General features: G+C 38.1%; 23 protein-coding genes, 1 other RNA gene and 1 other annotated feature. Of the genes, 1 reads left to right on the forward strand and 23 read right to left on the reverse strand.

Annotated features, from left to right (window positions below):
• Position 1: 1 nt before the first annotated feature.
• From MKY88_RS16405 to hisS, 16 genes are all read right to left on the reverse strand, one after another.
• Positions 2 to 520, reverse strand: coding sequence for a hypothetical protein (locus tag MKY88_RS16405; protein WP_069482103.1), 519 nt, complete (start codon positions 518 to 520; stop codon positions 2 to 4).
• Between the two features lie 212 nt (positions 521 to 732).
• A complete protein-coding gene (locus MKY88_RS16410; protein WP_258268864.1) occupies positions 733 to 1,119 on the reverse strand; it encodes a hypothetical protein in 387 nt (128 codons plus the stop codon).
• A gap of 126 nt (positions 1,120 to 1,245) precedes the next feature.
• Positions 1,246 to 2,007 carry a tRNA threonylcarbamoyladenosine dehydratase gene (locus tag MKY88_RS16415; protein ID WP_025114372.1) on the reverse strand — a complete coding sequence of 254 codons (762 nt, stop codon included), beginning with the start codon at positions 2,005 to 2,007 and terminating at the stop codon, positions 1,246 to 1,248.
• A gap of 154 nt (positions 2,008 to 2,161) precedes the next feature.
• Positions 2,162 to 3,130 (reverse strand): N-acetylglucosamine kinase, encoded by a 969-nt coding sequence (locus tag MKY88_RS16420; protein WP_328204243.1) that lies wholly within the window; start codon positions 3,128 to 3,130, stop codon positions 2,162 to 2,164.
• Positions 3,131 to 3,192: 62 nt separating this feature from the next.
• Positions 3,193 to 4,275 carry a DUF871 domain-containing protein gene (locus MKY88_RS16425; protein ID WP_258268862.1) on the reverse strand — a complete coding sequence of 361 codons (1,083 nt, stop codon included), beginning with the start codon at positions 4,273 to 4,275 and terminating at the stop codon, positions 3,193 to 3,195.
• 24 nt (positions 4,276 to 4,299) lie between these two features.
• Positions 4,300 to 5,628: a PTS sugar transporter subunit IIC gene (locus MKY88_RS16430; protein WP_193832658.1), complete on the reverse strand. Its 1,329-nt coding sequence runs from the start codon at positions 5,626 to 5,628 to the stop codon at positions 4,300 to 4,302.
• 46 nt (positions 5,629 to 5,674) lie between these two features.
• Positions 5,675 to 5,995 (reverse strand): PTS lactose/cellobiose transporter subunit IIA, encoded by a 321-nt coding sequence (locus tag MKY88_RS16435; RefSeq protein WP_069482107.1) that lies wholly within the window; start codon positions 5,993 to 5,995, stop codon positions 5,675 to 5,677.
• A gap of 16 nt (positions 5,996 to 6,011) precedes the next feature.
• Positions 6,012 to 6,323 carry a PTS sugar transporter subunit IIB gene (locus tag MKY88_RS16440; protein WP_069482108.1) on the reverse strand — a complete coding sequence of 104 codons (312 nt, stop codon included), beginning with the start codon at positions 6,321 to 6,323 and terminating at the stop codon, positions 6,012 to 6,014.
• Between the two features lie 227 nt (positions 6,324 to 6,550).
• On the reverse strand, positions 6,551 to 7,726 hold the full coding sequence (locus MKY88_RS16445; protein ID WP_340814171.1) for a GNAT family N-acetyltransferase: 1,176 nt from the start codon (positions 7,724 to 7,726) through the stop codon (positions 6,551 to 6,553).
• A gap of 105 nt (positions 7,727 to 7,831) precedes the next feature.
• On the reverse strand, positions 7,832 to 8,101 hold the full coding sequence (locus MKY88_RS16450) for an HPr family phosphocarrier protein (RefSeq protein ID WP_069482110.1): 270 nt from the start codon (positions 8,099 to 8,101) through the stop codon (positions 7,832 to 7,834).
• 17 nt (positions 8,102 to 8,118) lie between these two features.
• Complete coding sequence (locus tag MKY88_RS16455; protein ID WP_069482111.1) at positions 8,119 to 8,844, reverse strand: sugar isomerase domain-containing protein; 726 nt, start codon at positions 8,842 to 8,844, stop codon at positions 8,119 to 8,121.
• A 4-nt stretch (positions 8,845 to 8,848) separates the two neighbouring features.
• Positions 8,849 to 9,571 (reverse strand): GntR family transcriptional regulator, encoded by a 723-nt coding sequence (locus MKY88_RS16460; protein ID WP_025114380.1) that lies wholly within the window; start codon positions 9,569 to 9,571, stop codon positions 8,849 to 8,851.
• Between the two features lie 26 nt (positions 9,572 to 9,597).
• Positions 9,598 to 10,758, reverse strand: a complete 1,161-nt coding sequence (nagA, locus tag MKY88_RS16465; protein WP_328204237.1) for an N-acetylglucosamine-6-phosphate deacetylase — start codon at positions 10,756 to 10,758, stop codon at positions 9,598 to 9,600.
• A 258-nt stretch (positions 10,759 to 11,016) separates the two neighbouring features.
• Positions 11,017 to 11,216: non-coding RNA, 6S RNA (ssrS, locus tag MKY88_RS16470), on the reverse strand.
• A 139-nt stretch (positions 11,217 to 11,355) separates the two neighbouring features.
• Entirely contained in the window at positions 11,356 to 13,125 is a 1,770-nt protein-coding gene (gene aspS / locus MKY88_RS16475) for an aspartate--tRNA ligase (RefSeq protein ID WP_328204235.1), read from the reverse strand.
• Positions 13,126 to 13,189: 64 nt separating this feature from the next.
• A complete protein-coding gene (gene hisS / locus MKY88_RS16480) occupies positions 13,190 to 14,458 on the reverse strand; it encodes a histidine--tRNA ligase (RefSeq protein WP_340814172.1) in 1,269 nt (422 codons plus the stop codon).
• A 238-nt stretch (positions 14,459 to 14,696) separates the two neighbouring features.
• Positions 14,697 to 14,939: a binding site (T-box leader), on the reverse strand.
• 164 nt (positions 14,940 to 15,103) lie between these two features.
• On the opposite strand from hisS, the gene MKY88_RS16485 reads away from it, so the two are divergent.
• Positions 15,104 to 16,684, forward strand: a complete 1,581-nt coding sequence (locus tag MKY88_RS16485) for an SH3 domain-containing protein (protein WP_193832664.1) — start codon at positions 15,104 to 15,106, stop codon at positions 16,682 to 16,684.
• A 48-nt stretch (positions 16,685 to 16,732) separates the two neighbouring features.
• Here the strand turns inward: MKY88_RS16485 and MKY88_RS16490 are convergent, their stop codons facing one another.
• The 7 genes from MKY88_RS16490 to MKY88_RS16520 form a co-directional block, all read right to left on the reverse strand.
• A complete protein-coding gene (locus MKY88_RS16490; RefSeq protein WP_144789341.1) occupies positions 16,733 to 18,139 on the reverse strand; it encodes a YfcC family protein in 1,407 nt (468 codons plus the stop codon).
• 139 nt (positions 18,140 to 18,278) lie between these two features.
• A complete protein-coding gene (locus MKY88_RS16495) occupies positions 18,279 to 19,586 on the reverse strand; it encodes a MarR family transcriptional regulator (protein WP_340814174.1) in 1,308 nt (435 codons plus the stop codon).
• A gap of 106 nt (positions 19,587 to 19,692) precedes the next feature.
• Positions 19,693 to 19,908, reverse strand: a complete 216-nt coding sequence (locus MKY88_RS16500) for a DUF2642 domain-containing protein (RefSeq protein WP_036119154.1) — start codon at positions 19,906 to 19,908, stop codon at positions 19,693 to 19,695.
• A gap of 71 nt (positions 19,909 to 19,979) precedes the next feature.
• On the reverse strand, positions 19,980 to 20,420 hold the full coding sequence (gene dtd, locus MKY88_RS16505) for a D-aminoacyl-tRNA deacylase (RefSeq protein WP_328204227.1): 441 nt from the start codon (positions 20,418 to 20,420) through the stop codon (positions 19,980 to 19,982).
• Between the two features lie 29 nt (positions 20,421 to 20,449).
• Positions 20,450 to 22,645, reverse strand: a complete 2,196-nt coding sequence (locus MKY88_RS16510; protein ID WP_008181090.1) for a RelA/SpoT family protein — start codon at positions 22,643 to 22,645, stop codon at positions 20,450 to 20,452.
• Positions 22,646 to 22,850: 205 nt separating this feature from the next.
• Entirely contained in the window at positions 22,851 to 23,765 is a 915-nt protein-coding gene (locus MKY88_RS16515) for a pseudouridine-5'-phosphate glycosidase (RefSeq protein WP_069482119.1), read from the reverse strand.
• A gap of 4 nt (positions 23,766 to 23,769) precedes the next feature.
• Positions 23,770 to 24,861 (reverse strand): carbohydrate kinase, encoded by a 1,092-nt coding sequence (locus MKY88_RS16520; RefSeq protein WP_193832668.1) that lies wholly within the window; start codon positions 24,859 to 24,861, stop codon positions 23,770 to 23,772.
• Positions 24,862 to 24,892 lie beyond the last annotated feature (31 nt).

Genomic DNA, 24,892 nt, shown 5'->3' on the forward strand with positions numbered 1-24,892 from the left:
TCTAGCTATTTAATTCATGATCAACAAATAATTTAAACTGTTGAAGACATTGCTTCACATCACCCTTTTGTACAAGCACTTCATTGCGCAACGTAGTCAGTTTTTCTTTATCATCTACTACTTCAGCCATAAGGGCAAAAATATCTGTTAATAATTGCTCATTTTCCTCTTGATCGATACTAGGTAAAGATGAAGCAGCAATATGTAATAACTTCTCGACTTTTTCAGGCGTCTTTTGTAAAGCATTAGATGAATAGAACGTTGAAGCCGCTAAAAAATAACATAACTTGGCACTACAGTCGATAAACAAATGCCAATAGGTATTTGCACTAGGAATCTCCCCTGCCCGATGATCGATATATTCCTTATAAAAAGTTGTCACTTGTATATATAAAGGATTTAATTCTCGCATCGCTTTCGGATAATTATCAGAAGTGTCTAAGTAGTCAAATACAATGGCATTCATTTTCTCTTGAAGCTTGACAATATCTAGATGATCTCGAATAATTTGAATTTCCATTTTCCCACTCTCCCATTTGTCATTTGTTGATTTCGAACTTCATGGCTATTTTTGATTAGCTCAAAGCATCCCAAACAAACTGATCGATTATCTATTGGAATTATTCAAATTATAGCAATAAACCAATTAGAGTAGTGGGGACATGAAAAAAATAAGACAATTTCGTGAATTAATAGCATTTTATGCACATAAGAAGAACTATTTTGGTAAAATTATAACCTTTGTACATATTCATCAAATAACGCTTGTTCTATTGTTCGATCAACAATTTCCACAATACTTCCCTGGACATATTTTTTAATACGTTTATTGGGGATATAAAAATAAGCATTGTTTTTTATTAACCATTCACTTAATGTTAGGTCGCTATCAGCTTGTTGATTCGTTAAAATTTTCTTATGCCGCAAAATATCGGCCATTTTATAAAAGCCATCTGACAACTCATAGGCAGATACATCAAAATTAAAAATGGGGCTTACAACCTGTCCAATATCATAAATATGTATCGTTTGCTTTTCTTCATCTATAGCTAACTCGACAGTGCTTATTTCATCGAAAAGATTTAAACCTCTATACTCCATTTGATAAATTTTTTCCATCCGTATACGCCTCCTTTTTATAACGGTCTTATTGTAACATAGAAAAAGTAGCCCCCTAAAAACAATAAAAGAGGCTACTTCTATGAAATTGATTCATTATGCTATTTTTTGAAATTCTATAGACTATTAACCTTGTACGCGTGTGATTTTCACATCTTTTAAGATCGTATTAACGACCCAGCTTGCTGCAATTAAACCAGCTACTGATGGCACGAAGGCATTGGAAGAAGGTGGCATCTTCGCTTTGCGAATGGCAGCATCCGGCTTCCCTACATGTTCAACAACATCTGGACGTACGACAATCGGACTTTCATCTGAAAATACAACGGTCACACCTTTATGAATTCCTTCTTTACGTAACTTTGTACGGATAATTTTTGCTAGTGGATCTGTATGTGTTTTTGAAATATCTGCAATTTGGAAGCGAGTTGGGTCCATCTTATTCGCTGCACCCATACTAGAAATAATAGGAATATTACGCTTTAAGCATTCTTTCATAATATGAATTTTATACATCACTGTATCACTTGCATCGATTACATAATCAATGCCTTGTGCGAAAAATTCTTCATACGTTTCTTCCGTATAAAACATATGCATATCAATGACTTCACATTCAGGATTGATATCTGCAATACGCTCTTTCATAATAGCTGATTTAGATTGTCCAACTGTAGATAGATACGCTACTAATTGTCTGTTTACATTGGTAATATCAACATTATCCTTATCGACTAATATAATTCGGCCGATACCACTTCGTGCACATGCTTCAGCAGCAAATGATCCAACGCCACCTACACCAAGAATAGCAACCGTTGTATTTTTTAATTTTTCGAGACCCTCTGTTCCTATAGCGAGCTCGTTACGTGAAAATTGATGTAACATCCTGACACTCTCCATCTATGAATTTTTATTAGTAAACCTAGTCATATACTAAGATAAAATCAAAACCTATATTACATTCTATCATGTTATTCATCAAGTGAAAATTATAAAGAAAAAAAGAGCAATTGAATCGATCCAATTGCTCTATGCTTTATTATACATAATTTTTTTGAAAGGTCTCTACAAAAGAACTACTAAACTGGACATTAATTTGTTGAAGGGCCGCAATAACAGCTCCTCCTATTGGAGGTAATGCAGGGGTTTTAAAACGAAACGGTAATGTTTCCTCCATTGCCATCGCTTGTAGTCTTGGAACAAAATAATTTTCATTCGTAAACACTCCCCCACATAGGACGACAGGTACTTTTTCTTGCCCCCATACCATCCGAAAATAGCATGCTTTAATGGCCTTAAAATAGTTTTGACAGGCTTCTTCAATGATTCTCTTGGCTACTAGATCACCATCATCAGCCGCTACAACAATATAGGCACTCAATGGCGCGATAACTGTGCGCGGATGCTCATCTCCATAAATACAGCCGATTAATTGTGGCACATAATCTACAGCGAAATGTTTCAGCACAGCTTCGGTCAATGCAGTACTTGGAGCTCTACCATCATAGCTTTGTAGCACAGCCTTTAGTAATTGGACGCCTAAATCATAGCCACTTCCTTCATCATCAAAAAGATACCCCCAGCCACCTACTCGATGAAAATGCTGCTCCTTATCATATCCCATCGTTATAGCGCCTGTCCCCGCGATTTGAACAATTCCTGCCTTTCCAAGTGTACCCGCATAAAGAGCGATCAAAGCATCATTGTCTACCGTAATGGAAGCGGAGCTACACACATATTGCCGTAATATTGATTCCACAACGCCCTCGGCTTGAAGCTCCTTGACACCCGCCATCCCCGCAAAGCAGCTAGTAACCTCTATCACTATTTGAGGATTTTGTTGCTGCAAACTTTGCATGATTGAATGGATGGTTGCTTCGAAATATGCTAGATCCATAGCAGTAGGGTTACTGCGAGTCGTCTCTATTTGGGCAAAGCATTGACCTTTTTCATCACAAATAACCGCCGCCGTTTTTGTGCCACCACCATCAATGGCTAAAACATACATAACATCATTTCCTTTCCCATAAAGAAAAGAGATTGATGACTCAATCCCTTCCTCTCTTATTTTCATTTCGTAAAACCAAATGACGACCACGGTTGAATGTGTGCTAGTAAAAACTGTTCTTCTTCGACAACACTTGCAACAACATTACTTGACCCAGCATTCGGAATTTCCTTTAGTACGATTTGTAGCTCACCTTTATAACGAACATCCAAATTATTATCGATCGTGACATCGCCCACCTTTAATGGTCGTGTATCATGTACAGGGAAGTCCCCATTTTTATATTTCACGCGAGATTGTGTACTCCGAATCACATATTCAGATACATCCCCTCGATTAAAATGCGGTTCCTTATAAAGGATTGTTTCCTCTAATATACTTGTGTCTGCTGACTGAACAAGCTTTAATTCAAGCTTCTGGCGGTTTAATTGTCCTAAAGCTCGTATTTCTTCTTCAGATGCATACATATTACCAATGATGCAATCGTCAATTAACCCCGTGTGCCATAAATCTTTTGCTTGTACCGTAACAGGAAGGTGACGGTGCTCCTCCAATGTTGGTAAACCTTGTTCCGTTACTTCCCATGGCCCAAACTTACCATGCTGAGAGGAAATCATCGCAGCGGTTCGAATATTATTTGCTTTAAACTGTTGAGAGGTTTGTAAAAAATGCTGACGAGATAAACCTGTAAATTGTCTTGGATAAAAATTATGACAGCCGATAATATTTTCTTTATTCGGACGGTAGGATAAAATGTTGTCTACATACTTCGTACCATTACTTATATTTAATTCAATTTTTAGATTGCTTTCATTAAGTGACATGAATGCTTCTTCCTGACCTGAGAAACCCATGTCTAAACGTAATGCTGCCAAATGATAATGCTCTTTCAAATAACCTATATCTCTATAGGTTAAATTTAGCTCTTGAAAAACGGCTGGGGCTATATCTGCAGAAATGTCAAAACCCAATTGCTGTGCAAATTGATTAATTTGCTGTAATTTCTGCCGTTCTTCTTCCTGCTTTAATGACATCAAACATGTAAAAATACGATCAAAACCGTTGTCATGAGCGAGCTGAACATAGCGCTTCATTTCATCTAATGTACTATGCTGTGGATATAGCGAAATACCTAATCTCTTCACTTCAAACCCTCCGTTAGTAAACGCTTATACTTCTACCTTTTGACCTTCTGATTGGGCTACAGTTGATTGTTCACTCTGCGCCGCTAAAGCAGCTTTTTGCTCGTTTTGCTTCGCCATGCGATTTGCCATTGAAAGGAATGGCAGGTAAATGCATATAGCTACAACGATTAATACGATACTCAATACGGCTCCACGCCAAGATTGTGTTACTAAGAAACCATTAATAATCGGTGGTGTCGTCCATGGAACCGCAATGGTTGCTGCAGGCACAAACCCCCATTTTGTTGCAAAGAATGCAATCGTCACATTGACCATTGGTGTTAAAATAAATGGTACAAATAAGACTGGATTTAATACAATTGGTAAACCAAATAATAATGGTTCATTAATATTAAATAATCCAGGAGCAGCTGATAGCTTACCTACTGTATTATATTGTTTGTTTTTACGAGCAATAATGAAGATGGCAATAATTAAGGCAATCGTTGTACCTGAACCACCCATATTAATAAATGCGTCAAAGAACGGTTTATTAATAATATACGGTGCTACTTTGCCAGCAGAAATAGCTGCAACGTTCGCATCGATTGCTTGTAGGTTAATGGATTGCATAAATGGCTCGATAATATTCGCCCCATGTATACCAAATGACCATAAAAACGTAGGAATGAAAGCTAAAATAAGACCAGCTACCCATGTATTTGTTAAGCCCATAAAAGGCTCTTGAATTGATGAATAAAACGATCCAATAATATCTGGTACATCAAAACCAGCCGAAATAATCGTCCGAACTAATGCAAATAATCCAATTGTAATAATTGCAGGCAGTAATGCAGCAAAAGATTTGGATACAGCCGATGGTACACCTGCAGGCATTTTAATCAATAGTTTAGAGTTACCAGATAATCGAGAGAACAGCTCTGCGGATATTAAGGCCGTTATGAGGGCAACAAATATTCCTCCCGTACCTGTCGTTAATCCCGTTAAACCACCTTCCCCAAATGTACCAAATGTCATATAACCTGCAAGACCGATAACCCCTCCGGATAATGCATCCTTGTCATAGCTTTTTGTCAAATGGTAGGCAACAGAAAAGGCTAATAATAGTGAGATGATTCCAAATGTTGCGCCCCAGACATTGCCTCCAAACTGTGTCCATGTCTCATGTTTCCAAATGGCATCGAGTGCATTTTGATAAAATTTGATAGGCAAATTGTTAATAAGTACAGCCAGTGATCCTACAATCGTCAAAGGCATGATCGTAATAAATCCATCACGAATGGCAACTAAATGACGCTGATTCCCAACCCTAGCAGCAACCGGTACAAATTTTTCTTCTAAAAAACGGAACATTCTCATACACTCCCTTTGCTTTTTATTGTGACATCAAAATTTGATGTTACTCCCCTTTGATTCGTTCATATAATTCAATCATTTCCTGTGCTAGATCACGAAATGTAATAGCGTTCATTAAATGATCTTGGGCATGAATTAATAACATCGATACTTCGACTTTTTCTCCCCTTGCTTCTTGTGATAATAAACCTGTTTGAGAATGGTGCGCTTCGATCAATGCCTCATTCGCTAATTTAATTTTTTCCTTTGCTGCGTCTATCTGTCCCTTTTTTGCCAATTGTAGAGCTTCCATGCATTCACTTTTTGTATGACCACTATGAACAATTAGCCCCATAATGGATTCCAATAATGCTGTTTCTTCCATCCCCCTTGACCCTCCTTTAACCTATTAATTGTAATGCTTGCTGCAAGACCTTTTCTCCATTCATCATGCCATAATCCGCCATATTAATAACATCGATTGGGAAATCCATGTCCTTGAATTTTTTTTCAAATGAGCCCTTTAAATAGCGTACTTGAGGACCTAATAACAGCACATCAGCTTTTTTAGTCGCTAGTACTTTTTCAACCTCGCCTTCTGCAATTGCATAAATATCTGCCTCAATATTTTGCTCCTGTGCAGCTTTTTGCATCTTGGATACTAATAAACTAGTACTCATACCAGCTACACACACTAACATAATATTTTTCATTTGAAACACTCCTTTTTTCATTTTTCAACAGTGTAATCGCTTACTTAATCTGAGAATAGCACCTATTGGTATATACCACAATATATTTTTTACATTAATTTTCTCTTTATGAAAGTGTTTACAAAATTGGGCTATTGCACTTTTATAGAAAAATAAACGATTCTACTTAACTGGTATAGTCCACAAAAGAATTCAAAAAATTTTTAATTTTCCCGACTATTCATTGCTTAAAAATACTCATAAAACGCTGGTTTTTCAGTAGGTAATGCCCACTGCCATTGCTGAATAATCTTCTTTTCTATAGGTTGATTGGCATACATAACAGCATCGTTTACTGATAGATAGCCAACCATCATTGCAGAAAAAAGATTAATAGGTAATGTTAACATATGCATGTCAATGATCGAATTTGTCTCAATTATTGAGACATGACCACTTTTATTTATTTGATAGATCTGTTCATTCCAATGACAATACTTATCTTCAATACGGACATACAATGTTTCATGAATATCCTTCCATGGATATTGCTTCATAAATGCATAAACATCTACTACTCTGACCATCACATCCTGTTTAACTTCCTTTTTAAATTGTGGCTCTTCGAAATAAAAGCCAAATGGCCTATGATTGGAAGTAACCCCTTTCATACTACTGACACTCGCTGCATGAGATGTCATGTAACGCCACATAGCTTGTTCTGCTGAATAATTTGCTACGATAAAATCTTGAATTTCAAACGTACCCTGCTGGATCGTATAACGGATATATCCCTCTAAATGATCCTCGTTAAAATAGGCAGCAAAATGACTATCCGGGCTCCTTCTTTCAATTCTTTTCCACCATGCATCATCACGGATCATACCACCATTTTGAGAAATAGCCATTGCCTGATGAAAATCCTTTATCTTCTCAAAAAGCTCGGAGTCTGGCCATTCAAAGCTCATCCGTTTGACGACATCTAGTTGCTTCCCAAATGAAGGGAACATCGATTGTGGTATTGTGTAATATAATTTCTCGAAGAACAACTCCCACCCGAAATGACGATAGAAGGACACAGAAAAAGGTGCTAACACAGAAATGGATTGCCCATTTTCACGCATATTTTGCAGGGCTTCTGTCATCAGTCTTTTTATAATTCCCTGCTGACGATACTCAGGATAGGTAGCGACAAATCCTATGCCCCCCATCTTGTAGCTGATACCGTGCACAGTCATATTGAGTGGCAGAATTAATAGCTGCCCCACTACCTTTTTGGCATCATAGGCACCTAGTGTAGAACTATGCTCAATCCAATAGTGAAAATCCTCTCTACGTGGCCCTGTATATTTATTTGGAAAACAATAATCTCGTAATTGATGGATCTGCCCATAATCGTTCGGTGAGACGATACGAATGTCCATATAACCACCCCTTTTAGTACTGAATATTCTTATAATTAAATAGCTATGAATCTGTTAAAGGAGATTCGTCTGCAGTGGCTCGTAAATCAACCACTGCTTGAATCCTTAAAGCATTTCCCCTATTTCCTTCGATATCATAATGTCTGTTATTGTTTGAAATAATTTTTCAACATCTGGTCCATCCGCTGATATTTCCACTACACTTCCTGGTTTTACACCTAATGACATAACACCCATAATAGACTTTAAATTTACTGCCTTCTCTTGAAAAGTTAAGGTAATATCACTTTCGAATGGTGTAACCGCAGTGACTAGTAATGCAGCGGGTCTTGCATGTATTCCTTCGGGTGTAGTAATTTTATACATTTTCTTCATTCACAATGCCTCCTTTTTCATGTAAAATCTATTCGATCTTGATAATTGGCAATCATTATCTCATTATGTGACCAATCGGAGTCTACATTATTGCTAACAAAAATGGGTAGCTCGGTTGAAGTCTTTGCAATTTCCTCAATAACTTCGCTGAATAAAGCATTTAATAGCAGCGAACCAATAACTGTCGATGCAGGTGCATATTGCATGTTTTGAGCATGTGCATGTAGAACACCATCACCAATAGGTATATGGGTGTTAATAACGAGATCTACCACTTCTTCCAGTCGTAGTCCACAATGATGACGTGTTGCCTGCTCTCTATAATCAAGTGATTGGAGAGATAGGACATAAACGTTTGCATTTTTGGCTAATAAAGCTGCATCAATCGGTGCTGAATTTCTTCCAGAAGTTGAAATCACAATGCAAATATCATTTTCACGAAAGTCAAATTGCTCTTTATGTTGTTCAATAATTGCTGGGTCCTTTTCGTTAATAGAAGAGGCCATGGCTCCTGCATGTAATGCTAGAGGTTCAATAAAAATCGGACGTACAGGTACTAAACCTCCCGCACGATAAAAGGCCTCCTGTGCTAATAGCTGTGAATGACCACAACCGAACAATTGGATAATTCCACCTTTTTGAAGGCGTTGCACAATAATTTGTGCCGCTTCCTTTATACAAGCAGACTCCTGCTCCTTCACAACCTGGATCAGCTTTTCAATTTCAGAAAAATATGCATCCATATAATCACCTTTTTATTTCACTTATAAATTTGTAACGATCCGCACGATACGTACTACGTACAAGCTCAAATGGCCGACCGTCAGATAGATAACTCGTACGTTTAATAATTAAAACAGGCGCTGTTTGATTAATTTGTAAAAATTTTCCATCTTCTTTAGACACAATTGCTGCTTCCATCTGTTGGACAGCATTACCAATTTTTTGATGGAATTTTGCTTCGATTAATGCATATAACGAGCCCATTATTTGCTTCTCATCCAACTCTGGATATACTTTCACAGGTATATACGTTTTTTCAATCGCCATTGGCTTTGAATCAGCATTTCTTATTCGCACGACAAAAAATACTTCTTCTCCGGGCTCCATCATTAAATCCCTTGCAATATCCACTGGCGGTATAATTTTTTCAAAACGTAATACTTTACTACTCGGTTCCATTCCTCTTGCTCGCATATCCTCAGTAAAACTTGTTAAACCTTTTAACGGTTGCTCTAATTTTGGATTGGCAACATAGGTACCTCTTCCTTTTTCACGATATAACAAACCGCTATTTACTAGGTTGGTAATGGATTGACGGACAGTCATTCTACTAACATCAAACTGTGCAGAAAGCTCTCGTTCTGAAGGTATTGTTTCACCAATTTTGTACTCTTCTAAATAAATTCGTTGTTTAATAATCTCTTCTATTTGTATATAGATAGGTATATGAGAATTTTTCTCTAACAATTCTTGCACCGTCCTTATCGCCTCATTTATGATTTCTCAAATACAACTTTACCTCGACAAATAGTTTTTTGCACATTTAATTTTTGATCAAGCAATACAAAATCTGCATCAAAACCTTCTTTAATTCGTCCCTTCTTGGACAACCTTAACTGCTCCGCGGCATTTGTAGAGGACATGGCGACTATTTCTTGAAGTGAACAATTTGTAACAGCCTTCATATTTTTTACTGCCTGTTCCATTGTTAAAGTACTGCCAGCTAATGCACCATTTGCTAAATGAGCACCTTTTTCACTCACAGACACTGTTTGCCCGCCTAAATCATATTCGCCATACTGTAACCCTTTCGCGCGCATCGCATCCGTAATAAGAATAATGCCCTTTGCACCTTTCAAACGATAAGCTAACATGACTGATTGAGGATGACTATGGACAAAATCGACAATGAGTTCAACTTTAATCTTGTCATCTAGTAAAGCTCCACCGACAACACCAGGGTCACGATGATGAAAAGGCCGCATTTGATTATATAAATGAGTGGCCTGATTTACCCCTAAAGCTACTGCCTTTTGGACTTCATCTATTGAAGCGTCAGAGTGACCAATAGATGGGATGACCTGAAAGTCCCTTAGTGCTTCAAGAAATGTAAAGCCACCCTCTATTTCTGGTGCCATCGTAATTTGTCTTATTTGATGGTTACTAATGTTTTGCCAATGGGCAAATTGCTCAATCGTAGGACTAATCATGTAAGCTACTGGCTGAGCACCAGCGCGAATTTTCGAAACAAATGGCCCCTCCACATGTATACCCAATACATTGGCTTCACCTTCATTACGTTGGAATTCTGCTACATTCAATAAAGCGCTTTCAATTTTTTCGACGGTTTGTGTCATCGTTGTAGCAAGAAAACTTGTAACACCATCTTGGACTAAAGAGCGAGCCATCGCATGTAAAGACTGTTGAGTAGCATCCATCGTATCATGGCCAGCTGAACCATGAATATGCATATCAATATAACCTGGGAGCAGAAGCCAATCCTGATCTGTACCATCTATATATTGAGCTGCCTCGATATTTAAGCTACGGCCTATTTGAGCAATTTTACCGTCCTGAATATAGAGATCACCCTCAAATGATCTCCCCTCAGGATTAATTATTGTGACATGAGAAATTAATAGCGTATCCTTCAAAATTTCACCTCCAGCTAAATTTTAAAAGCTTTGAGGAATTTTCATCATACCTTATAAGGTATAGTTGTCTATACCAATTATATGCTCATTCACCAAAAATAAAAAGCTATTTTTTCTATTTTCTAAATTTTTCATACATTGTTTTGTCCTTTGAAATAGTTCAGAATAAAAAGCTAATACACGTGAGGGTTGGTATATGTTCATTTGCACATAAAAAAGGAGCTTTTTTATAAGCTCCTTTTCAATCCTATGTATAGGACGAATCCCAATTGTGCCGTAATGCCAAGAAACATTCGTTTTGAACCCGCAATTTGCAGGGGGGTGCCTGCTTTGCAGCTTTAAACGTCCCGCTCCGCTAGGGGCATGTTTGCGACTACAAAATGAAGGCTCCCGATTCGATAGTGTTCGGTCAAAACTGTGAAGTAGAATTAGCAGTTAGACAAACACATCAGGATTCGTATTACAGTTATCATAGCACCACTTTTCTGATAATTCAAACTATTTTATCTAATAATCTATAATTTCTTGAGAAAACGCAAAAAATACCTAGATTCCCAACAATTTTTGCTAGGAAATCCAGGTATTTTGCATTATAAATTATTTTCTAAAAGGTTTAATTGCCAAGCTTAATTCGCTAAGTTGCTCAGAAGATACTTCACTTGGTGCTTCTGTCATTAAGCAGCTTGCACTTGCTGTTTTCGGAAATGCAATTGTATCACGTAAATTGTGACGGCCTGCTAATAGCATCACAAAGCGATCAAGACCAAATGCAAGTCCAGCATGTGGTGGCACACCATATTCAAATGCTTCTAATAAGAAACCAAATTGAGCTTGAGCTTCTTCTTCGGAGAAACCAAGTAATTCAAACATTTTTTCTTGTAGGTCACGTTCATAAATACGTAGTGAACCACCACCAAGCTCATAGCCGTTTAATACGATATCATATGCCTGTGCACGAACAGCTGCTGGATCTGTATCCATTAACGGAATATCCTCGTCAAACGGACGTGTAAATGGATGGTGAGCTGCATAATAACGACCGTCCTCCTCAGAGTATTCAAATAATGGCCAGTCTGTAATCCATAGGAATGCAAATTGTGATTCGTCGATTAATTCTAAGTCTTGACCTAATTTCGTACGAAGTGCCCCTAAAGAAGCCGCTACAACAGATGCTTTATCCGCAACGAATACTAGAATATCGCCAACTTCTGCACCCATTCGTTCAATTAATGCTGCCGCTAACGCCTCATCGAAGAATTTTGCGATTGGGCCATTTAAGCCTTCCTCTGTTACCTTTAACCAAGCAAGACCTTTAGCGCCGTAAATACCAACGAACTTAGTTAGTTCATCCATGTCTTTACGAGAGTATTTATCAGCCGCACCTTTAATATTGATACTTTTAACTTGTTTTCCTTGTGCCACTGTATCAGCAAACACTTTGAAACCGCAGCCTTCAAAAACATCATTTAACGCTACTAATTCTAATCCAAAGCGTACATCTGGTTTATCAGAACCATAACGATCCATTGCTTCTTGGTACTTCATGCGTTGGAATGGTGCAGGGATATCAATCCCTTTTACTTCTTTCATGACTGCTTGGATTAATCGCTCATTCATTTCTAAAACTTCTTCTTGTGTTAAGAAGCTTGTTTCAATGTCCACCTGTGTAAACTCCGGTTGACGGTCAGCACGTAAGTCCTCGTCACGGAAGCAACGTGCAATTTGGAAATACTTCTCAAAGCCAGCAACCATTAATAATTGTTTAAATAGCTGAGGTGATTGTGGTAAAGCATAAAATTCACCTTCATGGACACGTGACGGTACTAAATAGTCACGAGCACCCTCTGGCGTTGATTTTGTTAAAATTGGAGTTTCAACCTCTAGGAAGCCTTCGTTTTGCAAGAAGTTACGGATTGTACGCGTAACGTCAGAGCGCATTTTGAAAGTATCGAACATCACTGGACGACGTAGGTCAAGATAACGGTATTTTAAACGTAGATCTTCTGATACGTCAGTGCGATCTTCAATTTGGAATGGTGTAGTTTTTGCTGTATTAATGACGACTAATTTTGTCGCTTCCACCTCGATTTTACCGTTTGGTACATTCGGGTTGATTTGGTCCTCTGTACGTAGGATAACTGTTCCTTCTATTTCAATTACATACTCACTACGCACCTTATCCGCTAATGCATGCGCTTCTGCAACGTCTGGACTAAAGACTACTTGTGTAATACCTGTACGGTCACGTAAATCAATGAAAATTAATCCACCTAGGTCACGACGACGCTGTACCCATCCTTTTAATACGACTTTTTCGCCTTGTAACGTTTCTGAAAGCTCGTTACTAGCATGTGTTCTTGTAGCCATTGTTAAATTCCTCCAAAATATATTCAATTTATGTAGCATTCAACGAGAAATGCCATATCTTTGTTTAGGATTGTTGTAATAAATAATTGACTAACTCTGAAAATGCAACCTTGTGCTGCTCACCAGATTCCATATGCTTTACGGCAGCTGCTTGCTCTTCAAGCTCTGTTTCACCAAGGACAATTGTATACTTTGCCCCTAGACGGTCGGCTGATTTCATTTGGGCTTTCATTTTACGATCTAAGTAATCCATCTCTGTTGCAAGGCCCTTTGCACGGAAAGTACTAGTTAACTCTACCGCCTTTTGCTTTGCATCATCGTCCATGGCAATAATATAAACGTCTAATCCAGAAGCCGTATCTAATTCAACACCTTCTGCTTCAAGCGCTAATAACAAACGTTCAATACTTAAAGCGAAACCTATACCAGGTACATCTGGACCGCCAATTTCTTGCACTAGACCATTGTATCGTCCACCACCACAAAGTGTTGTAATAGCTCCGAAGCCAGATGCCGTTGACATAATTTCGAATGTCGTATGGTTGTAATAATCCAGTCCTCTTACAAGATTTGGATCAACCACATAGGTAATGCCTAGAGTATCTAAATATGATTTCACTTGAGCAAAATAAGCAGCCGATTCCTCTGTAAGGAACTCTGTTAATGCAGGAGCTGTTTTCATTAATGGGTGTTCACGATCCACCTTACAATCTAAAATACGCAATGGGTTCTTTTGTAAACGATTTTGGCAATCTGAGCAAAACTCAGGAATATGTGGCTCAAAATGTTGTAATAAAGCTGTACGGTGCGTATCACGCGTTTCTTTATCACCTAGTGAATTGATCACTAATTTTAAATCCTTTAAGCCAGCTGATTCATAGACATCCATTGCAAGAGCAATGACTTCTGCATCAATTGCAGGATCTGCTGAACCAATTGCCTCTACACCAAATTGAACAAATTGGCGATAGCGACCAGCTTGTTGACGCTCATAGCGGAACATGGGTCCTAAATATGACAGCTTAACAGGTTGATCTGGTGCGCCAAACATTTTATGTTCAACATACGCACGTACAACACCAGCTGTATTTTCAGGACGTAATGTTAGTGAGCGACCTCCACGGTCCTCAAATGTATACATTTCTTTTTGGACAACATCCGTTGTTTCACCTACACCACGTGCAAATAAATCAGTCTGCTCGAAAATCGGTGTACGAATTTCGTTGTAGCGATAAACGCGACAAATATCACGAATGATTGCTTCAACCTTCTGCCATTTTTCAGATTGACCTGGCAAAATATCTTGTGTCCCTCTTGGCACTTTAAAACTCATGTAATTCCCTCCTATATTGATTGCCTATGATTGAGCTATTTTCTCTCCATTTTTGGAAGAGATCACTCCACATTTGAGCCATTTCCATCGAGACTAAGCGGATTCCAGTTATGCTGAGCGAGGCTCCATCTGTCCCTCCTCCAACGTAAGTGGCGGACATTCTCATATTGAGTAAACTGCCTCAATAAAAGCATTCATGTTTTTGGACAACACAAAAAGCTCCCGTCACCTTGCCTATGCAAGGGACGAGAGCTATATAAGCTTCCGCGGTTCCACCCTAGTTGACACAATTTTATACATGTGTCCTCCTCGTAATCGGATAACGGCCGATTCCGTTTTTTCCTACTAAGCACTGCTTTTCAGAAAAAAGCCTCTCAAGTGTTATTCACGTCATACATTTTTGTAGGAAAGATTGCAGCCTAAGTCTTTCCTTCTCTGTTCCAATAGAGGTACACGCTACTTGCTTGGTCATAAGCGATTAATCATTTTTCGATTACCCTTTATGTTAGTCACTAGCTAACCCAATGTCAACTATTTTTGTATTTTTCATAAGACAGTAACGAAAATAACAAATTCCATTACAATTTTACCACGAATTTTTATACAAAAGCATGGTAAAATAGCACAAGGAATAGGAGGAATCTGATGAGGACAAAAATTTTACATAGTATTATCATCTTCGTACTAATAGTAACAATTGCGATTCCAAATAAGAACTTTATTCAAAATGCTTCCGCTGATACGAGTGACCTAAAAGTATCAGGTACGATTCTTCATTTACGTGAGGGTCCTGGATTGTCTTATCCAATTATTACGACTTTAGATGAAGGTGATCCTTTAACTTCGATTGCTCGTGAAGGTGATTGGATACAGGTAAAGGCAGGTAGCTATGAAGGCTGGGTAGCATCCTGGTTAACAACCTCTACAAGCACTCAAAAAACCATTGATAAAACTGTTATTTCACAGGTTGACCGTTTAAATATTCGCACTGATCCAGATATTTCTTCAGCTGTTCTTGGACAGCTTTCTACGGGCAACCAAGCAAACCTCATTGAGGAAAATAATGAATGGGCAAAAATTGATTGGAATGGACTATCTGGTTGGGTTTCTAAGGATTATGTGACGATTAACGACAGTCCTAAAAAAGAAAACGAGCCAAAAGAGGATTCTGTAGAAGTATCTACAACAACTACACCTGTTAATAAAGATACAACCTTTACTATTTTAGTGGATGCACTGAATGTTCGTAAAAAACCTGATTTGAATGCAAAAAAAATTGGCACAGTTACCAAGGGACAGGCTTATAAAGTACTTGCACATGAGCACAATTGGGTACAAATTCAGTACAATGATAAAAAAGCTGGATGGGTCTATAGTTTTTACGGTACTTTTTCAAATAAAGTAAAGAGTACCTCTAAATCGTCCTCTTCAAAAGATTTAGAATCCGTTACTATAATTTATAATGGGACAAACTTACGAACTGATGCATCAACTGCTGCTGAAGTTGTGGAGCGAGTAGATGCTGGTAAAACCTATCCTATCGTCGGCGTAAAAAATGATTTTTACGAAATTCAATTAGACAAAGAAACAGCGTTTGTTGCGAATTGGGTTGTTACAACGAGCTCCAATAAAACTTCTATCTCACAAAAGGATCAACAAGAGCCTCGTAAAAAGGGAACGTTAAATGGATTAACCATTGTTGTAGATGCTGGACATGGAGGCAACGATCATGGAACAACAGGTCAACGTGGAACAGAAGAAAAAGGGATTACTTTGAAGACAGCTACTCTCCTTGCTTCTAAGCTAAGTGCAGCGGGTGCAAATGTTGTTATGACAAGAGAGTCTGACGAATATGTGGCATTGCGGAAGCGTGTCTCGATTGCCCATCAGTATGAGGCAGATGCCTTTATTAGTCTTCATTATGATGCAACCGATGATAGCTCTATTAACGGCTTCACGTCCTATTATATGAATAGTAATCAAAAAGGGCTTGCGGAGGCAATACACGATGGACTTTCGAGTAAAATTGATTTGAGAGATCGTGGAACCCAACAAGGCAACTATTTAGTACTACGTGAGAATCGACAAAAAGCCGTGCTTATTGAGCTAGGTTACTTAAGTAATGCTAGTGAAGAGCGAGCCATCACCACGGCTAAATTCCGTGAACAGGCTACTCTTGGTATTTATCAAGGCATCTTAAATTACTTTAATGCGAATGAAGAATAATACAAAAAAGCTGTGGAATGAATCATTTTCCACAGCTCTTTTCATGTTTTAAGAAATACCTAATGCTACTGCAGCTATTAATGCTAAACATGCAATTAATGCCCAGCCAAGAATCATCTTCCAAATGAATTTAATCCACTTTTCATATGGAATACCCGCTACCGCTAAGTACGCCATTAATGCAGATGAAGTGGGAATAATTGAGTTTGTTAATGAATCTCCGTACTGGAATGCTAAGACTGCTACTTGTCGTTCTAATCCTAGTAAATCAGTAATCGGAATCATAATCGGCATTGTTGCTGCCGCCTGCCCACTACCAGATGAAATAAATAAATTTAAAAGGGCTTGAATAAACAACATACCGATTGCACTAATAGCATGCGGTAAATGCCCGATTGTCTCAGATGCTGCATAAACAATTGTATCAATGATTTTCCCTTGTTCTAAAACGACTGTAATAGCACGTGCAAAACCTACGATGAGAGCACCGAATGTTACAGCCTTTGCCCCATCAATAAAGGAGTCGAAAATAGTGCCAGGCTTTAAACCGCCAATTAGGCCTGCAATTAAGCCCATAATTAAAAATGAAGCCGTTAATTGTGTTAAAAACCAATCCCAATTAAAAACACCATAAATATTAAATCCAATGCCACACGCCATTACAATAAATACTAGCTTATGTTTCCCTGTTAATGAAGGAATGTCAATCGCAGACACATTGGACTTAGCCTGTTGTTCAATCTCATAAATCACACTTGCCTGAGGGTTCTTTTTCACCTTAAAAGCATAGCGAGATACATAGAAAATAGCAAAACTTAATACAAAAATATAGACAACTGCACGGAAACCAATCCCCGAGAATAAAGGAACATCTGCTAATGATTGCGCAACGCCAACCGTAAAGGGATTAAGCATTCCACCAAAAAATCCACTGGCTGCTCCTAATGTAATCATGGCAGTTCCTGTTACCGCGTCAAAGCCCATTGCACGAGCGATTGCTACGCCAATAGGTACGAAAATAATCGTTTCTTCCGCCATTCCCATTGTAAAACCGCCCACAGAGAATAGAATCATCGATAAAGGAATTAATAGCTTTTCTCTACCCTCTAATGCTTTTACACCTTTATAAACACCCGCTTCGATAGCACCTGTCGAACGAATAATGCCAAATACACCACTAACTAAGAAAATATAGAAGATAATTTGGGCACCTTTTTCAAGGCCCATCGGTACTGCTGTAAACATTTCAAAAATGGAAACTGGATTACTGTCAATATGATGATAGCTACCATCCACAACGAGCATACGTCCTTCTGGATCTTCTACTCGGTCAAACTCACCTGCTGGAATAATATAGCTTGCAATACCTGCTAGAAAAATAATAGCAAAAATAATCGTATATGTATGAGGTACTTTTAGCCAACTCTTCTTTTTTACACGTTGTTCATTTTCCAAAATATCACCAACCTATTGATAGATTTAGACACTAGCAAACTCTCAAAGCACCCCTTTCTAATTTGTCGCTATATGTCGTTAATTGAAAATAAATATACAATAGTTCAAATTTATTGTAAAGTATTAATTTTCTATTATTTCAGGTTTCCCATTTTGTCGTTGCCTTATAAAGCTTTCTCGGACGTCCCTGTTGATAAGGGTGCTCCTCTCCTGCAAACGTAAAATAGTTCTGTTCAATTAAACGAATAATAATGCGCTCAGCAGATCTACGTGACAGATTCATATAGTCTGCTAATTCAGCAGCGGAAAAGGGGCGATTATTTGTTACCAACATGAATTGCTTCATAACATTAATATTTTTAGCACTCATTTTCACTTTTTTAGCAATTTCTAAAATATGTTTACTATTGTTACTCAAAGCTACTTTATTATTATTTTCGAATAATGGTCCATGTAATCGATTCTGTTCATCCACCAAGCACATTACCGTAGAAGTCTCGCTATATTTTGTTGTAAAAAACAAAGCCTGAGATGAATGTGCTTCCGCCTCATGTAAAGAATAACCATAGCCAACACCCACTCTGAAAATAGTGCCAAATTGCTGTTCATACTGTTCTTTTAGCGAACGTAAATAAGAAGGTTCAAGCTTTTCAATTACCCCTCTAGTTGAAATAATTAAATAAGGCTCCTGCTGTGCTGGCATGACCTTTGCATGTAAACGATCGCTTAATGTTTCTAAAGTTTTTAGAAATACTGGTTGAAGGTGTGATAAATTTTCTTGGCAATAAATAGAGACAACGGCAATTTGCGAGGACGCCAATAATTTATGATGATAGGCATCTAAGGCTCTAGTAACCGCCGCTGTAAACGTTTGTTTGCTTTCAACCATATACTTCGCAGGTATCCCTAATTGTTGTAGCTCTATAAAAACAGCGTGAAGGCTAGTAAGAGCTAATTTAGTCTTTCCTGCTTCATACAACTCCTTATGATAATGGACATAATCAGCCATATTTAAATTTGCTATTTTTTCAGGTTTTTCATGGACAAATGCATAATCTTTTACATACACTTCTATGGATGCAATTCCTGCCTCCTTCATCACTTGATAAAAGCTATCTTTTTTAGGCAAATCTATCGATAATTTGCTCAGTTCCACTCGTTCATGATGGTGTAGAGATAATAGCGAAAGTGCCAATGTCAATTCATCAAAAGGGAGGTATGTCGCTTGTATAGAAGTTGCTTTTATTTTTTCATAGCAATAGTAATAGGGAATAGAACCAGCAAATAATACAATATCCGATTGCGATGCAGCTTCGTCAATAAAATCCACACATTGTTCAGGATGCGTGTAAGGAAAATGAATAAATTGTACTTGAGGAAATGCTGTGAAATGCTCCTTTATATTATTCCAAAAAAACAAAGAACCTAAAATCGCTATTGTTTGCATAATTTTCAACCTCTCCAATAAATCAAATATTCTAATAATTAAGTTCATTTATTATAACGTAAATAAATAAAAAAAGAACCTTCCATCATCGAAGGTTCACACAAACTCATTTTTTGGTTGTTTCCAATGTAACCCACACAATTTCCTCCAACTGTATGAAGAATGGTGTACGACTAATCTCTAAAATAATATGGTCAGGTAATATTGATAATAAAATACCCTGCTGAATATTTTTTTCTGTTTGCACTACAATAGCCTGACCAACCATCATTTTAAGAGTTTCGTATAAATATGGATTGGATATACTTCCTATCTGCGCCATGTTCTTGACACTCCCTCCTATAAAACTAACCATACTCTTTAGTATATGAAGGAATGATAGGAAATGTACCATTATTTTGACTCTAGAAGTATTGTTACTGGACCATCATTAATGAGTGCAACATCCATCATTGCACCAAAAATGCCTGTCTCCACATGTAAACCGTGTTCACGTAATGCTTGGTTAAAAGCTTCCCACAGCGGTTTTGCTACTTCTGGTCTTGCAGCACTTGTGAAACTTGGACGATTCCCTTTTTTAGCATCCCCATATAACGTAAATTGCGAGACGGATAAAATAGCGCCACCATGCTCCAAAATAGAATGATTCATTTTTCCATCGGCATCTTCCCAAAGGCGTAAATTGGCTATTTTTTTCGCTAAGTACGCGACATCTTCCTGCGTATCTTCCTGTGTAATACCAACTAGAAGAACATAGCCACTATCGATGGCTCCTGTGACAGTTCCGTCAACTGTTACAGAAGCTGTTTTACTACGCTGTAATACTACCTTCATACCTCAATAACCCCAATTCTAACTGTTGCTTAATTGATAACTCGTTGCACTGAATAAATATCAGGCGTTTGTTTAATTCGCTCCACAACCTTATGCAAATGCGAAATATTTGAAATAGAGATTGTTAAATGAATTGTGGCCATTTTATCACGATCAGCCCGGCCACTTACCGCTAAAATATTTGTTTTAGTTTCACTAACAATTTGCATAATCTCATTTAATATACCAGGTCGATCAAAAGCAGAAACTTCAATATCAACTGGGTATTCCTTTTTCTCAGGGATGACACCATGCTCCCACTCGACCTCAATTAAACGCTCCTGTTCATCCTCAATTTGAATATTAGGACAGTCTGCACGATGCACTGATACACCACGACCTTTTGTAATAAAGCCAACAATGTCATCTCCTGGAACAGGTGTACAGCAGCGCGAAAGTCGAATGAGCATATTATCAATGCCCTTCACAATAACACCTGATTCCGTACGTTTTTGCGGGATCGGATTTTTCATTTTTTGTTCAATTTTTTCTAAGGCTTCTTCCTGTTCACGCTCTTTTCGGCGTTTTTCAGCTAAACGATTCACTACCTGTTGTGCCGTTATTCCGCTTACACCAACAGCTGCATATAAGTCCTCTTCATTCGTATAATTAAACTTATCGCATACTCGTTTTAGATTTTCTGCTGACATTGTTTCCTTTAAATCGAAATCCTGGGCACGGATTTCTTTTTCAATCATCTCTTTGCCTTTGACAATATTCTCCTCACGTAAATGACGTTTGAAAAATTGCTTTATTTTATTTTTTGCCTGTGAGGATTGTGCTATTTTCAGCCAATCTCGGCTTGGCCCAAAGGATTGCTTAGATGTTAAAATTTCAATGATGTCGCCCGTTTTCAGCGGTGTATCAAGAGGAACCATTTTGCCATTAATTTTTGCCCCTATTGTACGATTTCCGACCTCAGAATGGACACGATAGGCGAAATCGATTGGTACTGAACCAGCAGGTAATTCAATGACGTCACCTTCAGGAGTAAAGACATAAACCATATCAGAAAATAGATCAAATTTTAAGGATTCCATGAACTCTTCAGCGTTGGAAGACTCATTTTGGAATTCTAATATTTCACGGAACCATGTTAATTTTTGGTCGACATTTTGCTTTTGATGGTCAACCTTTCTGCCCTCTTTATACGCCCAGTGTGCCGCAATCCCGTACTCAGCAATTTTATGCATTTCCTTTGTACGAATCTGTACCTCTAATGGATCTCCATACGGACCAATAACGGTTGTGTGTAAAGATTGGTATAGATTTTGTTTTGGCATAGCAATATAATCTTTAAAACGTCCTGGCATTGGCTTCCACAACGTATGCACGATCCCTAATACGGCATAGCAATCTTTAATACTATCGACCAATACACGAATGGCTAATAAGTCATAAATTTCATTAAATTGTTTCTTTTGCAGCACCATTTTTCGATAAATACTGTAAATATGCTTTGGACGTCCATATACATCTGCATCAATTTCAACTTCATTCAGCTGTGATTTCATTTCAGCCATAACATTGTCTAAATAAGCCTCACGCTCATCTCGCTTTTTCTTCATCAAACTAACAATACGATAATATTGCTGTGGGTTTAAATAGCGAAGAGCTGTATCTTCAAGCTCCCATTTGACAGTCGATATTCCAAGACGATGAGCAAGCGGTGCAAAAATTTCTAATGTTTCTTTCGAAATACGTCTCTGCTTTTCGGCCGGCAAATGCTTTAATGTACGCATATTATGAAGACGGTCTGCTAGCTTTATTAAAATGACACGGATGTCCTGCGCCATGGCTACAAACATTTTTCGATGATTTTCTGCTTGCTGCGCCTCTTTTGATAAATATTTAATTTTCCCTAATTTTGTAACTCCGTCCACAAGTACTGCAACTTCTTCGCCAAATTCCCGTACCAAATCATCCCGCGTAAAATCTGTATCTTCGACAACATCATGTAAAAAACCTGCCGCTACAGTTTCTGGGTCCATTTGTAATTCAGCTAGAATACCCGCTACTTGTACTGGGTGAATAATATACGGTTCACCAGAGCTACGGAATTGCTCAATATGGGCATCCCTTGCTAATTCATATGCTTTTTTCACGAATGCGACATTTTCATCATTCATGTAGGATTTGACTAACTCAAAAACGTCCTCAGGAGTCAAAATTTGCTCTTTCGCCATAACATGTCCACCTTGCTCGTCAAATTTTTCAGATTAGATATAAACTTAATTGTATAAAATTTTGTAGCCCATTGTAAAGAGACTGTGTCATTTAGTTTAGTTAATCTCGTGAACAGCATTAAAAATGGAAAAAATATTCTCCTTTTTAATAAAAAAGACCCTCTGCGACGTTATGTCACAAAGAGTCTTTGTTTCGACAAGAGAATTAATGTAATTGATTGAAAGCTACAGCAATTTTCGCGCCAACTACTGCATTGTTTTTCACTAATGCAATGTTCGCATCAAGACTTTTACCTTCTGTTAATTCTTTTACTTTACCTAGTAAGAATGGTGTCACATTTTTACCTTGAATACCATTTTCTTCAGCTTCAGCTAAAGCTTTTTCAATTATATTCGTAATAAACGCATGCTCTAAAGCTTCAGCTTCAGGGATTGGGTTAGCAATAACAGCTCCACCTTTTAAACCTAATGCCCATTTCGCACTTAGCATTTCTGCAATTTCGTCTGGTGTATCAAGCTGGAAGTTTACATCGAATCCACTTTGACGTGTGTAGAATGCTGGTAATTCATCTGTACCATAACCAACTACAGGTACACCTTTTGTTTCAAGATATTCTAATGTAAGACCGATATCTAAAATAGATTTTGCACCAGCACAAATGACAGCAACATTTGTTTGTGCTAATTCTTCTAAGTCAGCAGAGACATCCATTGTCGTTTCAGCACCACGGTGAACACCACCAATACCACCTGTTACAAAGATTTCAATACCCGCTAGCTCCGCACAGATCATTGTAGCTGCAACTGTTGTCGCTCCAAGTTTTTTTGTAGCAAGTAAGTAGCCTAGGTCACGGCGTGAAGCTTTAGCAACACCTTGTGCATTACCGAACATTTCAAGCTCTTCATCTGATAAACCAATTTTAATTTTCCCATCAATTAATGCAATTGTTGCAGGTACGGCACCATTATCGCGAATAATTTGTTCTACCTCGCGAGCAGTTTGTACGTTTTGTGGGTATGGCATGCCGTGTGAAATAATTGTTGATTCTAAAGCTACGATTGGTAAGCCCTTTGCTTGTCCTGCTTTTACTTCTTCTGATAATACGATGAATTCTTTCATGTTGTTATTCCTCCATTTCACTTTTTAACAAATCTACTGATAATTCAGGTCTTACTGTATAAGGAGATGCTAAGGTATTTTTGGCATTGGTTAACCCTGCATCAAGACATGTCGCAAAGGATTGTCCTGTCAGCCAGCCGTGAATAACAGCACTGACAAAGGCATCACCAGCACCTGTCACATCTTCAATCTTATCAATTACTTTGGCAGCAAAATGACAAGGCGCAATTGTTGTTGAAGCCGCATATACGCCCTTACTGCCAGCCGTGATAATTACATGCTCAGCACCTAATTGTAGGAGCTGTTCTAATGCTTTTTCATAATGACTCACGTTTTCAATTGTATGTCCTACAATTGTTTCTGCTTCATCCGTGTTACAAATAAACCATGTTACGCCTTGTAATGTTTCAGGTAGTCGATTCATTTTAGGCGAGGATACTGGCACAATGACCAGTGGAATGTCACGAGCAATAGCTACTTGCTGGATATATGCCACTGTTTCTTTCGGACAATTTAAGTCCAAAATAAAGCAGCCAGCATTCACAAGCATCGTTTCATGCTTTTTTAACAAGTTAGGCAATAATAAGTCATATACTTCCATGTTGGCTACAGCTAGTGCTAGCTCGCCTTGCTCATCCATAATGGCCGTATAAGAACCAGTTGAAGCTTCTGGTAACTGCTCCACATATCGTAGATTCATAAACGATTCTGAAGCATCTTGGATTACTTGCCAATCCGCATCTTTACCAGCGGTTGTGAGCAATGTCACTTGATGGTTTAATCGGCCTAAATTTTCAGCAATGTTTCGACCAACACCACCTACACTAAAGGAAGAACTAGCAGGGTTAGATGTTCCAAATTGAACATTGCCCTTCACGTGGAATTTTCGGTCTAAGTTAGCTCCACCGATACAAATAATTTCATTTGCCTCGGGTAAAATATAAGCTCGACCTACTATTTTTCCTTCCTTCGTTAAACTAGACACTAAATTAGCAAGTACGGGACGAGATAAATTCATGGCATCCGCCATCTCTTGCTGAGACATAAACGGATTTTGGCGAATTAAAGCAAGCACCGCCTGTTCTCTTTCATTCATAGCATCACCTTTTATTATATTTGTTTACATT

The organism is Lysinibacillus sp. FSL R7-0073 (genome assembly GCF_038009065.1).
GTDB classification, from domain to species: Bacteria; Bacillota; Bacilli; order Bacillales_A; family Planococcaceae; genus Lysinibacillus; species Lysinibacillus fusiformis.